This is a genomic window from Psychrobacter sp. JCM 18901, from assembly GCF_000586435.1.
Classification (GTDB): Bacteria; Pseudomonadota; Gammaproteobacteria; order Pseudomonadales; family Moraxellaceae; genus Psychrobacter.
Genome location: NZ_BAWH01000009.1, coordinates 77,639 through 91,330, shown reverse-complemented (window position 1 = coordinate 91,330; position 13,692 = coordinate 77,639). Strand labels below are relative to the sequence as shown.

At 46.0% G+C, this 13,692-nt stretch carries 8 protein-coding genes and 5 pseudogenes; 3 read left to right on the top strand and 10 right to left on the bottom strand.

Going from position 1 to position 13,692, the window contains the following annotated elements; translation table 11 throughout:
- Positions 1 to 32: 32 nt before the first annotated feature.
- Positions 33 to 836 (bottom strand): sulfite exporter TauE/SafE family protein, encoded by an 804-nt coding sequence (locus tag TT11_RS08485; protein WP_185156659.1) that lies wholly within the window; start codon positions 834 to 836, stop codon positions 33 to 35.
- A gap of 175 nt (positions 837 to 1,011) precedes the next feature.
- Here TT11_RS08485 and TT11_RS08480 point away from each other — a divergent pair, with 175 nt between their 5' ends.
- From TT11_RS08480 to TT11_RS08470, 3 genes and pseudogenes are all read left to right on the top strand, one after another.
- Positions 1,012 to 1,878: a biotin--[acetyl-CoA-carboxylase] ligase gene (locus TT11_RS08480; RefSeq protein ID WP_261870024.1), complete on the top strand. Its 867-nt coding sequence runs from the start codon at positions 1,012 to 1,014 to the stop codon at positions 1,876 to 1,878.
- Positions 1,829 to 2,002 (top strand): hypothetical protein, encoded by a 174-nt coding sequence (locus tag TT11_RS08475; RefSeq protein WP_261870022.1) that lies wholly within the window; start codon positions 1,829 to 1,831, stop codon positions 2,000 to 2,002. The genes TT11_RS08480 and TT11_RS08475 overlap by 50 nt, the downstream gene beginning before the upstream one ends.
- Positions 2,003 to 2,061: 59 nt before the next feature.
- Positions 2,062 to 2,792: pseudogene (locus TT11_RS08470) on the top strand (pantothenate kinase).
- A gap of 122 nt (positions 2,793 to 2,914) precedes the next feature.
- Here TT11_RS08470 and TT11_RS08465 read toward each other — a convergent pair.
- The 9 genes and pseudogenes from TT11_RS08465 to TT11_RS08425 all read right to left on the bottom strand — a co-directional run bounded on the left by TT11_RS08465 (position 2,915) and on the right by TT11_RS08425 (position 13,670).
- Positions 2,915 to 4,101, bottom strand: a pseudogene (locus TT11_RS08465) (isovaleryl-CoA dehydrogenase).
- A 203-nt stretch (positions 4,102 to 4,304) separates the two neighbouring features.
- Positions 4,305 to 5,226, bottom strand: a pseudogene (locus tag TT11_RS08460) (hydroxymethylglutaryl-CoA lyase).
- A gap of 44 nt (positions 5,227 to 5,270) precedes the next feature.
- Positions 5,271 to 7,367, bottom strand: a complete 2,097-nt coding sequence (locus tag TT11_RS08455) for an acetyl/propionyl/methylcrotonyl-CoA carboxylase subunit alpha (RefSeq protein WP_261870020.1) — start codon at positions 7,365 to 7,367, stop codon at positions 5,271 to 5,273.
- 77 nt (positions 7,368 to 7,444) lie between these two features.
- Positions 7,445 to 8,254 carry an enoyl-CoA hydratase/isomerase family protein gene (locus tag TT11_RS08450; RefSeq protein WP_261870019.1) on the bottom strand — a complete coding sequence of 270 codons (810 nt, stop codon included), beginning with the start codon at positions 8,252 to 8,254 and terminating at the stop codon, positions 7,445 to 7,447.
- A gap of 166 nt (positions 8,255 to 8,420) precedes the next feature.
- A pseudogene (locus TT11_RS08445) lies at positions 8,421 to 10,033 on the bottom strand (carboxyl transferase domain-containing protein).
- Between the two features lie 241 nt (positions 10,034 to 10,274).
- A pseudogene (locus tag TT11_RS08440) lies at positions 10,275 to 12,049 on the bottom strand (AMP-binding protein).
- Positions 12,050 to 12,419: 370 nt separating this feature from the next.
- On the bottom strand, positions 12,420 to 12,566 hold the full coding sequence (locus tag TT11_RS08435) for a hypothetical protein (protein WP_261870018.1): 147 nt from the start codon (positions 12,564 to 12,566) through the stop codon (positions 12,420 to 12,422).
- Between the two features lie 10 nt (positions 12,567 to 12,576).
- Positions 12,577 to 12,852: an FAD-dependent oxidoreductase gene (locus tag TT11_RS08430; protein WP_261870016.1), complete on the bottom strand. Its 276-nt coding sequence runs from the start codon at positions 12,850 to 12,852 to the stop codon at positions 12,577 to 12,579.
- 11 nt (positions 12,853 to 12,863) lie between these two features.
- The gene (locus TT11_RS08425) at positions 12,864 to 13,670 is read right to left on the bottom strand and encodes an FAD-dependent oxidoreductase (RefSeq protein WP_261870014.1); all 807 of its coding nucleotides are present in this window, start codon (positions 13,668 to 13,670) and stop codon (positions 12,864 to 12,866) included.
- Positions 13,671 to 13,692 lie beyond the last annotated feature (22 nt).

The window sequence follows — 13,692 nt, the reverse complement described above, 5'->3', positions numbered from 1 at the left end:
TTGCATACTAATTTTATAAAAACTCATTATTGCTATAAAACACCCAATCCACTCAACAACAACTGCCCTCCAGCAAATATTAATAATATGCCAAACGCGCGCTTAAGCATCAGCGCAGGTAAGATATGGGCAAGCTTGGCACCGACTTTTGCCATGGCAAAACTGGCGACTGAAATAAATAAGAATCCTGTGACATGGACAAACCCTATCGTACCCTCGGGCAGATTGACTACGTCTTGTCCGAACCAAGCAAAGCCTGCTGCTCCAGCCAAGGCAATTGGTAGACCGCATGCCGCTGATGTACCGACCGATTGCTTCATCGGAAGCCCTGCCCAGTTCAAGAACGGTACGGTCAAGCTGCCGCCGCCAATGCCAAAGATAGAGGACGCCATACCAATACCCGTACCAGCACCAAACTGGACACCGGCCGATGGTAACGGTTTGCCCACCTGCTCTTTATTCGAAAAGAACAGCATTTTTAGAGCGACCAATAGCGCACCGAAACCAATGATAGCCTGTAGCGCTTGCCCATCAATCATATCCGCGATACCAGCACCGACCAAACTACCGATAACCAATCCAAGCGCCATCTTGCGCCATACTTCCCAGCGCACGCCGCCGCGCTTGTTATGAGCGGTCAGGGAGCTGATCGAGGTCACGACGATGGTTGCCAGTGACGTCCCAATAGCCAGATGGGTGATTACTTCTGGCGAAAAGTCATAAGCGGTAAAAATCCAGACCAATGCAGGCACGATAATCATGCCACCGCCGACGCCAAACAAGCCCGCGCTGACACCCGCAAACGCGCCTGCAATCACAAACCACACATATAACATCATAGAACGAACCTTTTATAATACTGACTGGCGCTATAGTACTCACTAGCGCTTAGGCGTGCTTAATTGTATTTGCCAAATCTCAGCGTGACCTTTATGCTGTTTACTCGGTACTGTCTGACCGCAACAATCGCTCAGTATATCAAAGTTTCCTTTAACCACATCGACTAAACTTATGCCGCCACTCACTAGTTTTTCTACCTATTTATCCGAGCTCAATCACCGTCATGTGGCTAGTAGCGCCTCGACCAATAGCGAGCTGATAGAAGCCTTGCAAAACGGGTCGTTAGATGTCACCACCGTACACGTTTTGACGGCGGAAGCCCAAAGCGCAGGTCGTGGACAGCACGGACGCTCGTGGCAATCACCGCGCGGCAATGTCTATCTATCGCTATATCATCCCGTGCATATGCCGATCAGTGGCTTATTATCGCTCATCATTGGTCTTGAACTGGCAAAAATGCCCGTCATTCAAATGTTGAACGAGCAACTACAAGCACAAGGACTGACGCCAATTGGGGTGAAATGGGCAAATGACTTGGGGTTTTATCAGCAAGCTCAGAGCCAATCTAAAGAACAATCCAAAGAGCAATCTATGACGGACAGCTCGGTATTGGATTCCGTATTGAATGGTGATGTAGCAAATCAGCGTACGCTACCCTTTAATAAACTGGCTGGGATTTTGATAGAGCCAGTGACTAAAGCTGGCAGACTGGTTGGTGTGGTGCTAGGTATTGGCCTAAACGTACAAGCAGCACCAAAGCTCACCACAAAAACGTCTGAGGGCATGAGTTACCAAGCGATTAGCTTACAAGACATCAATGAAATGCTACCTTTAGAGACACGATCTGCGAGCCTACCAGATCTACCAATGCTCTATCAGCAGATGAGCAAAGCATTGATGGCAGCGATGACACGCTTTGAGCATTTAGGTATAGAGCAGCCAACCGGTCATACTTATTATTTGGATAGTTTTTTTGGAGCAGTTTGCGATGATGGATGCGCTATCAGGTCTGCGCTTACGCGTCACGCAAGACTATAATAACGAAGAAAAAGTCATAACGGGAATCGCTTGCGGTGTCGACACACATGGCTGTTTGCAATTGCGCCAAGATAGCGGTAAGATTTCTACGCTTTTTACTGGACGCATCGACGTTATTTATTAGGCTTAGACAACTATATTGATGAACCCCATCATTAACGAGCACTATATAAAGGGACTTTTATGCTCTGGCTTGATCTTGGAAATACCCGCCTAAAATACTGGCTAACCGATGATATCGGACAAATAGTCGCGCATGATGCTAAGCAGCATTTGCAAGCGCCTGCCGAACTACTTATGGGTCTGACGGATCGCTTTGAGCGTTATGCGCCTGACTTTATTGGCATCTCATCAGTATTAGGCGACAATCTCAATGCCAAAGTATCAGAGACACTCAGTCGTTTGAATATTCCGTTTGAGTTTGTCCATGTCGATGCCGCACACGCGCTGATGAAAAGTGCTTACAATGATCAGCAGCTCGGCTGTGATCGCTGGCTACAGATGCTCGGTGCGGTCGATAAGAAAAAAAACGCCAGTGTGTGATTGGTTGCGGTACAGCGGTGACCATTGATTTGATTGATCATGCTGAGCATTTGGGCGGTTATATTTTCCCTAGCATCTACCTGCAACGTGAATCACTGTTCTCTGGTACTAAGCAAATCACTATCTCGAACGGTACTTTTGATAGCGTCAACCAAGGCTTAACCACTCAAGACGCGGTACATCGCGGTATTTTGCTCTCTATCGTCGGCGCGATCAATGAGATTAGCCATCGTCACCCTAATTTTGAATTGATTATGACAGGCGGTGATGCAGCTATTATATCCCAGCATGTTAATCGTCCAGTGCGCTTACGTGATGATTTATTACTAAATGGTTTGGCAAGATACTTTGATTATCGCAATAAGTCTTAACCGCTTATAGATAATTCGGTTTAACGTTGACACAAAAAAGCAGCACGTTTTACACGTGCTGCTTTTTTATTTTACTATTGGAAAATAGCTAACATGTTGTTAGTTATTGCCCCAATACTTTCTTATTTGGTCTCGTTAAACAGCTCACGACCGACTAGCATACGGCGAATTTCACTGGTACCTGCGCCAATTTCATACAGCTTAGCATCGCGCCAGTAGCGACCAAGTGGATACTCATTGGTATAGCCATTACCGCCAAATATTTGAATGCCCTCGCCTGCCATCCAGGTGGCTTTTTCGGCACACCATAGAATCACACTGGCGCAATCTTTACGCACTTCTCGACTATGACCCGCACCGCGCGCGTCCAACATATCGAGGTTTTTACCCACGGTATATAGGAAGCTACGACCTGCTTGCAGTATTGTATACATGTCCGCAACTTTACCTTGAATAAGCTGGAACTCACCAATCGCTTGACCAAACTGTTTACGATCGTGGATATAAGGCACAACATTGTCCATCACTGCTTGCATGATACCAATAGGACCTGCGGCCAGTACGGCACGCTCGTAATCTAGGCCACTCATCAGTACCTTAACGCCTTCATTGAGACCGCCCAAGATATTTTCGCTTGGTACTTTTACATTATTAAAGGTCATCTCACCAGTATGACTACACGCATGCCGAGCTTGTCTAGCTTTTGTGCGGTACCAAAGCCTTCCATGCCTTTTTCAACGATAAAGGCCGTCATGCCTTTTGCACCCATTTCAGGATTGGTCTTGGCATAGACCACCATCACATCCGCATCGGGACCATTGGTGATCCACATTTTGCTACCGTTTAAAATATAGCTGCCATCTTTTTCTTCAGCTTTTAGCTTCATACTAACGACGTCTGAGCCAGCGCCTGTCTCACTCATTGCCAATGCACCGATGAATTCACCACTGATTAGCTTTGGCAGATATTTTTGCTTTTGTGCCTCAGAGCCGTTACGTTTGATTTGGTTAATACATAGATTAGAGTGTGCGCCATAGCTAAGCGCTACCGATGCTGAGGCTCGGCTAATCTCTTCCATCGCGACCATGTGTGCGACATAACCCATGTTAGAGCCGCCGTACTCTTCAGGAACGGTAATGCCATGTAGACCGAGGTCGCCCATCTTTTGCCACAAATCCATTGGGAACTCATCGCTGCTATCAATCTCAGCAGCACGTGGAGCGATCTCGTTTGCTGCAAACTGCTGTACGACATCACGTAGGGCGTCAATATCTTCGCCAAGTTGAAAATTTAATCCAGGTAAACTCATAACTATTCCTTGTATTTCAATATTTAGTTTTCGAATTTTAATCTGTTTTTTTAAAGCCAATATAACTGTATTTTTGCTACCGTTTTTAGTGTCATAGTCAGCTCAATGTAAAACTGTGACAAGGCAACCGAGTGTAGATGTATATTGAATATTTCAAGCGAGGTTAACGCTGTCATACCTTCACAGTAGATTGAATATACTATTTAAGACTGACGTTTATTAATGATGGCACGTGCTACGTTTGAGCCGTTAGGACGCCTTAAGAACTCGCTGATACGTTCGCCCGCCACGACTAATTTATCCAAATCGATACCCGTGCTGATACCCATACCATGCAGCATATATACCACATCTTCGGTCGCGACATTGCCCGTTGCGCCCTTGGCATAAGGACAACCACCGAGGCCAGCAACAGAGGTATCAAACTCACTAACACCCATTTGTAATGCAGCCAAAGTATTGCTTAATGCTTGACCATAAGTATCATGAAAATGCCCAGATAGCATAGAGATATCAGCATACTCAAGTGCAGCTTGTAACGCTCGTTGTACTTTGAGCGGCGTACCCACACCGATCGTATCGGCAATACCAATCTGCTTTGAACCAATCTCAATCAACCGCTTGGTGACATACGCTACTTGGCTTGGGTCAATGTCACCTTCATAAGGACAACCGACCGTACAAGAGATAACGCCACGTACTTTGATGCCTTGCGCTTTTGCTGCCGCAGCCACTGGTGCAAAACGCTCAATACTCTCATCGATACTACAGTTGATGTTTTTTTGACTAAAGGTTTCGCTAGCTGAGCCAAAGATGACGATTTCGTCAGGACGGTGCAAAATGGCGTTTTCAAAACCGCGCATATTGGGTACCAGTACCGAGTAGCAAACGTCCGTCTGCCGCGTCGGCGCTAGTGCGTCAAGTAGCGCGCTGTTATCACCCATTTGTGGCACCCACTTTGGCGAGACAAAACTGGTCGCTTCTAGTTTTTTTAACACCCGCCGCAATCAAATCATTGATAAGCGTTTGCTTAACCTCAGTCGGCACAGTCATGGACTCATTTTGTAGTCCATCACGCGGGCTGACATCGACGATGGTGACATGGCTTGGATACGAATGGCTCATACTTGTCATCCTTTTTGTTATTTGGCTGTTAATTATCAGCTTTATTAACCTTCAGCATCAATGCGCAATAGCTCATCACCATCGGCGACCAAGTCACCCGCTGCAAACAACAGCTCTGCTACCACACCATCTGTCGGTGCGGTAATCGTGTGTTCAATTTTCATGGCTTCGATGACGGCAAGTGGCTCGCCTTTTTTCACAGTATCGCCAACAGCTACTTTGAATGCAACCACTTGTCCTGGCATTGGCGATTTTAAACTGCCAACCGCTGCTGTATCTTCGCCCACATGTGCCATGATATCAATAAGCGTAATTTCATCGCGTCCACTATCCGTGAATACATAAACTCTCTCGTTATTCACCCAGCTTTGGGCACTGATACGTGCACCATCTAACCATAAAGTATGATTGTGCGCGTCACTGCTATCATAATTGACCTCACCTTCGTAAACCGTTTCGGTCTGAGCAGCTACATTGATATTGCTATCATCCTGCGTATTCGCGATTTCTTTACCAATGATGAGCGTAAAACTACTGAGATTATCGCCGCCTTTTTTGCTATCAGCACAACTCGCATTGTGCCAATTACTAATGCGAGCGCTGTAGGACTGCTCATCATAAACCAAGCTAAAGGAGCGTGTATAATCGCTATAAGCACGGAAACCCGTCGGCTTGCTAAACGGATCTGAGCCTTGTGTGGTTGCTTCGCTCGCAAGCTGCTGGGCAATAGCTGTCACCACAAGCGTCGATAATCCGAGAGGATGCTGGTCAAAAAGCTTATCCTGCTCACGCTCTATCAATGCCGTATCAAGATTGGCTTTGCTAAATGAATCGGTATTTAAAATATAACGCAAAAATGCCACGTTGTTTGGCAGACCTACAATACGCGTCTGTGCCAATGCACGATCTAGTCTCGCCAACGCTTGCTCGCGCGTAGGAGCATGGACGATAAGCTTAGCAATCATAGAGTCGTAAAAAGGACTGATCACATCACCCTCACGTACGCCATCATCGATACGCACATCGGTAATGTTAAAGGTACTATGCTCAGGCTTTTGATAAGTGAATAAAGTACCTGTCGCTGGCAAGAAATTGTTGTCAGGGTTTTCAGCACAGATACGCGCCTCAATTGCATGACCATTGATAGCCAGATCGTCTTGTGTTTTTGGCAATGGCTGACCCGCAGCAACCAACAGCTGCCACTCGACCAAATCGACACCAGTAATGGCCTCACTAACTGGATGCTCAACTTGCAAGCGCGTGTTCATTTCCATGAAATAAAAATTCATAGAGTCTTCACGCTGCTCAACGATGAATTCAACCGTACCTGCACCAACGTAATCGACCGCACGTGCTGCTTCGATTGCCGCTGTACCCATCGCTTCACGCATGGCAGTATCAACACCTGGTGCAGGCGCTTCTTCTAGTACTTTTTGATGGCGACGCTGTACTGAGCAGTCACGCTCAAACAGATGCACATAATTGCCATGCGTATCACCAAATACTTGGATTTCGATATGACGTGGTTTTAGCGCGTATTTTTCGACCAACACTTGATCATTGCCAAAACTGGTAATCGCTTCACGGCGACATGAGTCTAACAAGTCAATAAAATCGCTGCTTTGCTCCACGATACGCATGCCTTTACCGCCGCCACCTGCACTGGCTTTAATCAAGACAGGATAGCCAATACTATCAGCCTGCTGCTGCAAGAACTGTGCATCTTGGTTATCACCATGATAGCCCGGTATCAGCGGCACGCCAGCCGACTCCATCAAGCGCTTAGACTCAGACTTGCCGCCCATAGCACGGATAGCATCCGCCGATGGGCCAATAAACACCAAGCCAGCATCTTGACAAGCCTGTGCAAAATCTGCATTTTCACTTAAAAACCCATATCCTGGATGAATCGCTTGAGCGCCCGTTTCAAGCGCTATCGCAATAATAGCATCGCCTTTTAGATAACTGTCTTTTGGTGCCGAACCACCCAAATAGATAGCTTCATCACAGACGGCCACATGCTTGGCCTCACGATCCGCATCAGAATAAACAGCAACGGTACTGACGCCAAGACGCTTAGCAGTCGCGGCCACTCGGCAAGCAATTTCACCACGGTTGGCGATTAGAATTTTAGAAAACATAACTATCCCTGTGTCTTGTCGTTATTATTTGACGTCTTGTCTATTTACCCATTTGCCTATCATTGTTCTGCTACTAGTTAGTCTGCTGTCAGCCAATCAGGTTTACGCTTTTGCAAAAACGCTTGCACCCCCTCGCGGCCTTGCTTTGATGAGCGGATATCAGCGATACCTTTGACCGTATCAGCAATCAGCTCATCTGTAATAGGCGCACCAGCGACATCATGTAATAGCTGCTTGCAGGTTTTGACTGCATCAGGGCTATTTTTGACGACCTTATTACAGAACGCAGCCACTTCATCGCCTAGCCACTCTTCGCTAACACGCTCATGGATAAAACCAAGCTGACGCGCCTTTTTAGCATCAAATACTTCAGCACTTAAGAAATAACGCTGCGACGCTCTAGCACCTAGCGCTCGGATAACATAAGGACTGATAGTGGCAGGGGCTAAGCCCAAACGCACTTCACTGAGGCAGAAATTAGCAATCTTAACGGCGATAGCCACATCACAAACAGCAACTAAACCCATGCCACCTGCATAAACATCGCCTTGAATAGCCGCGACTGTTGGCTTAGGACATTCATAAATAGTCTTAAGCATTTGCGCCAATTTATCAGCATCCGCTAGATTCTCTTCATAGCTATAATCCGCCATGGCACGCATCCAATTAAGGTCAGCGCCTGCACAAAACGCTTTGCCAGCAGCGGCTAGCACAATGACACGTACCTCATCATCAGCACCAAGCGTACTGAATGCATCGGTTAGCTCGGCTATCATTTCATCATTAAATGCATTACGTATCTCAGGACGATTTAACGTCACTGTCGCCACGTGCTGCTCCACTTTAACCAGTAGGCTTTTATAATTTTTATCACTATCTTTTTGCATAACTTTCTCTATATTTTTTTATGTAAATACTCAAACAAACTCTTGGTCAATCCATAATAATGTTAATACAAGGAAACCAAGTACAAAGACTAAACGTAAATGTACAAACCATACTTCAAATGAGGTTAACGCAGTAGTCGTTTATTATGAGAAGACCTTAGAACGCTTACATTCTAAAGACCCCAAAAGTCGTCTCTTCAATCGGCGCGTTATATGCCGCGCTTAGTCCTAAAGCCAATACATTGCGCGTATCAGCAGGATCAATTACGCCGTCATCCCACATACGTGCGGTAGCATAATACGGATGACCTTGCTCTTCATACATCTCACGTATTGGCGCTTTAAATGCGGCTTCGTCTTCGTCGCTCCACGCTTCACCTTTGCGATCAAAATTATCACGTTTGACCGTTGCCAATACTGAAGCTGCTTGCTCGCCGCCCATGACAGAGATACGCGCATTTGGCCACATCCATAGGAAACGCGGGCTATAAGCGCGGCCACACATACCGTAGTTACCAGCGCCGAACGAGCCACCGACGATGACCGTGAATTTTGGCACTTTGGCATTGGCCACTGCCATTACCATCTTGGCGCCATGACGAGCGATCCCTTCGTTCTCGTATTTACGACCCACCATAAAGCCAGTAATGTTCTGCAGGAATACTAATGGGATTTTGCGCTTACAGCACAGTTCGATGAAGTGCGTACCTTTTTGCGCTGACTCACTGAACAAGATACCGTTATTGGCAATAATACCAACAGGCATCCCTTCGATATGAGCAAATCCACAGACCAGCGTCGTACCAAAGCGTGCTTTAAACTCATCAAAAGCACTGTCATCAACGATACGCGCGATGATTTCTCTGATATCAAACGGCTTGCGCTTGTCTGTTGGAATCACACCATAGAGTTCTTTGGCATCGTAACGCGGCGGACGTGGTGTGATTTGATTAGGAATATTTTTTTGCAGGGCGATTTAGGTGACTGACGATATTACGGGCAATCGATAGTGCATGCGTATCATTCTGCGCTAGATGATCAACCACGCCTGAAAGTCGGGTATGTACATCACCGCCGCCCAAGTCTTCTGCCGTGACCTCTTCACCCGTTGCTGCTTTAACCAGTGGCGGACCACCCAAAAAAAATAGTGCCTTGCTCTTTGACAATAATAGACTCATCGCTCATAGCAGGCACATACGCACCGCCAGCCGTACAGCTGCCCATAACCACGGCAATTTGCGGAATGCCTGCTGCACTCAGATTGGCTTGATTAAAGAAGATACGGCCGAAATGTTCTTTATCCGGGAACACATCATCTTGGTTCGGTAAATTAGCCCCACCTGAATCAACCAGATAAACGCACGGCAGATGATTTTCTTGAGCAATCTCTTGGGCACGTAGATGCTTTTTGACCGTCATTGGGTAGTACGTGCCGCCTTTTACCGTGGCATCATTACAGACAATCATACACTCGATGCCATTGATACGGCCAATACCTGCAATTACGCCAGCCGCTGGAATCTCTTCGCCATACATATCATGTGCGGCCATTGGTGCCACTTCTAGGAACGGTGTACCTACATCCAATAAACGCTCGACGCGCTCACGTGGTAACAGCTTGCCACGCGCTAAATGCTTGGCTCGTGCGCGCTCTGAGCCACCTTGGGCAACTTTACGCAAGTGTACATACAGGTCATCGACTATCTCTTGCATCGCGGCACTGTTTTGCTGAAAATCGCTTGAGTTTGGACTCAGTTTACTGGTTATGATAGCGCTCATGATATCCCTTTTTTTCTTATACATAGATAGATACGTAGATGTGAGTAGCTTTTTATATAAATCATACTAAGTACTATTTTTAAGCGTTGCTCACATATAGTCGATTCAATTTAAAAGTAGTACAAGGCAACCGAGTGCAGATGTATGTGTGATACTTCAAGCGAGGTTAACGCTGTAATACTTTTATAGTGAAATGAATATGGTTAGTCTTTTGTTTTTTTAGAGCAGATAAGTAAGCTTACTACAAACCCAGCTCTTCTTTCATTTGCTCAATGATTTTATATTTTTGAATTTTACCAGTGATGGTCATTGGATATTCAGTCACAAAGCGATAGTAAGTCGGCACTTTATAATGAGCGATATGCTCGCTACAGAACTCGCGTACTTCCTGTTCAGTCAAGCAGCCAGGCTCTTTCGGAATAATCCACGCTGCCAGCACTTCACCATAACGCTCGTCGGTATACCCACGATTTGCACATCACGAATCTTTGGATGACGATAAAGGTAATTTTCAATTTCTACCGGATAGATATTTTCACCGCCGCGAATCACCATGTCTTTACTACGCCCGACAATTTTGACGTAGCCATCTTCATCCATTGTGGCCAAGTCACCGGTATGCATCCAGCCGTCTTGTATCGCTTCACGAGTTTTAAAGCGACTGCCCCAATAGCCTTTCATCACCGAATAACCACGCGTTAGCAGCTCGCCGGTTTCCCCTAAAGGTACAATCTCGCCCGTTTCGGTATCGACGACTTTGACTTCAAGCGCAGGCTGCACAAGCCCAACCGTTGATACTTGTTTCTCTAATGGCGTATGCTCATTGGTCTGACAAGAAACCGGACTGGTCTCCGTCATGCCGTAAGCAATGGTAACCTCTTTCATGTGCATCTTATCGATGACGCGACGCATGACCTCAATCGGGCAGCTAGAGCCGGCCATAATGCCAGTCCGCAAGGTCGATAAATCAAATTTATCAAATTCAGGATGGTCAAGCTCGGCGATAAACATCGTCGGTACGCCATGCAAAGCCGTACATTTCTCTTCTTCAACCGCTTGCAAGACGGACAATGGCTCAAAACCATCGTTCGGATAAATGATACAACCGCCATGGGTCAAAATCGCTAAGTTTCCAAGCACCATACCAAAGCAATGATATAAAGGCACAGGAATACACAGTCTATCTTCCTCAGTGAGATTCATGGCCTCACCGATAAAATAGCCGTTATTTAAAATATTACGGTGGCTTAAGGTCGCACCTTTTGGCGTGCCAGTCGTACCACTGGTAAATTGCACATTAATCGCGTCGGTGTTTTTAAGCTGCGCTTGACGCTCGGCGACGCGTGGATCATTGGCATCGCTTCCGCCATCCATGCCGAAAACCTCTGCATAAAGTTAAATTCTTCATCAGAGTCTGGCTCATCAATCCAAATAATACGTTCAATGGTTGGAATCTCAACCAAATCCAATTGGGTGTAATCTTTATGATAAATCTCAGGACAAAGCTCACGAATCAGCTGCGCATAATCACTGCTTTTAAAATGGCGCATAAGGACGAGTGCTGAGCAGCCAAGTTTATTTAACGCATATTGCAACTCAAAAGTACGATAGGCAGGATTGATATTAACGAGGATAACGCCGACTTTTGCCGTGGCCAATTGCATGAGCAACCATTCAGCATTGTTGTGTGACCAGATACCGATACGATCGCCAATCTCTAGTCCCATCTCAATCATGCTACTGGCTAGCTGATTCACTTGCTGCTGTAGCTCACGATATGTCCAGCGGATATTTTGATGACGAACGACCAGTGCTTCGCGCTCAGGATATTTGGAAACAATAGCATCAAAAAAAAGTCACCGATTGTCGCTTCAATCAGCGGTACATCAGGACCTTTATCATAGCTTTGAGTAAGTGGTGCATTGGCTGAGCGTGCGCCATATTGATACTAGGAATGTTGTTTAAAATAGTGTCGAAGTCAACGCGAGTCGAATCGAGATCAGGAGTTTGAGTCATAACGAGTCCTTTCGTTTTACTTTTTATATTATTTATAAATAGCACTTATTGATAGCCTGCGTGCAAACCTTCTTCCTTGGGCAGGTCTTACATAGCATTCAGCTACTATAACGCCATCAATGAAAGCCTGTCAACAATATCAATACAGTATGTATCATTTAATTAGTCAGTCTGCGTTTCTACTTAGTAAAAGGTAACATAGAATCATGGCAAGTTTTTGACACAAAAAAAGCCAGCCACATTATAAGTAATGGGCTGGCTCGATCATCAACACTGTCGTTTAACTGAATTTTCTGGAAAGCATCTAATAAAGGACATCACTTATAAATGATGTCCTTTATTAGTTTTTCAAAAAACGGTATTGCAATCGTTATGCTTTAGGAACTGCAGGCGCTTTAATCGTTACTGTTGCGCTAACGGCTTCATTATCATCGAGCAAATCCATGATTAGCTCATCATCACTCTCAGTCTTCACTTGCCAATTACCTGCTGCTTGCGGTACGCCCGTCACCATCACAGAGATGGCTTTATTTTTTTAGGCGGATCATTGGTGGTTTATGATCATAGCCACTATGCTCGTGACCTAAGATATCATCAGCGATAGTCGCAGCCTGCGCGCGTAATGGCGCAACGTAACGACAAGCCACCCCATTGATAGACATACAGTCACCGATGGCATAGATATTCGCTGCATTGGTACGCAACGTCGTTGCATCCACCACGATACCCGTACGGCGATCGAATTCTACACCAGCCGCAGCAGGTAATTGCTCATCGACTGTCAGACCTGTACTGGCAATCACATGATCTACAATCAGTGGTTCGAGCGGCTGAGTATCAGTATTATCTGCATCCGATGATAACGTGCATAGTCCACTTGTAGCTTCTCAGCATCGTCGCTGTCGTCGTCGTTACTGCCAACACGAGTGACAGCTGATACTTGATAACCACCTAAGAATTGAATACCTTGCGACTCGATTGCTTTGGCTATACGTGCGGTCGCTTTGGCTGGTAGCATCTGTGAAAGCGGTGCATCATTTAAATCAATAAGCGTTACTTTATGACCAGCTTTAAGCAGGTCTTCTGCGATTTCTGTACCCACCATACCAGCACCAACGATCGCAATATGTTGGCTACCTGTTGCTAGCTTTTCTTGTAGCTGACTAAAACGCTCGATGTGATTGACATGCCAGACCAAATCTTGCGGCAGACTTTTAGGGAAGATAGGATGCGCGCCCATCGCTAGCACCATTTTCTCATAGCCGATAGTCGTCAGCGCATCATCTGACTGTGCAGTAGAGCGCACCTGTACAGTTTGGCTCACTGAATCGATATCTGTCACTTGTGTGTTGGCTAGCAACGTCACTTCTGCTGTGTTCGCCGCTTCGCTACCAGATGCCCGTACCAAATCTGATGCGCGTTTGTTTTGGCTGATTGCCATCGTCAACATCGGCTTATGATAACGGTCGCCACTATCAGCCGTGATTAGTGTGATGAGAATCTCTGTGTCTTTGGCACGAATAGCATCAATAACATGCCAGCCTGCCAGTCCTGCACCAATAATAACCACACCTTTTTTTGATGCTGTGCTCGATGCTACAGATGAATTTTCTACGCTCATACAAACTCCAATATGGTTTATG

What these genes read in the sequence shown, in the direction of transcription:
- TT11_RS08485 (WP_185156659.1), bottom strand. Translation starts at nt 836, where the DNA reads ATGTTATATGTGTGGTTTGTGATTGCAGGCGCGTTTGCGGGTGTCAGC.
- TT11_RS08480 (WP_261870024.1), top strand. Translation starts at nt 1,012, where the DNA reads ATGCCGCCACTCACTAGTTTTTCTACCTATTTATCCGAGCTCAATCAC.
- TT11_RS08475 (WP_261870022.1), top strand. Translation starts at nt 1,829, where the DNA reads ATGATGGATGCGCTATCAGGTCTGCGCTTACGCGTCACGCAAGACTAT.
- TT11_RS08455 (WP_261870020.1), bottom strand. Translation starts at nt 7,367, where the DNA reads ATGTTTTCTAAAATTCTAATCGCCAACCGTGGTGAAATTGCTTGCCGA.
- TT11_RS08450 (WP_261870019.1), bottom strand. Translation starts at nt 8,254, where the DNA reads ATGCAAAAAGATAGTGATAAAAATTATAAAAGCCTACTGGTTAAAGTG.
- TT11_RS08425 (WP_261870014.1), bottom strand. Translation starts at nt 13,670, where the DNA reads ATGAGCGTAGAAAATTCATCTGTAGCATCGAGCACAGCATCAAAAAAA.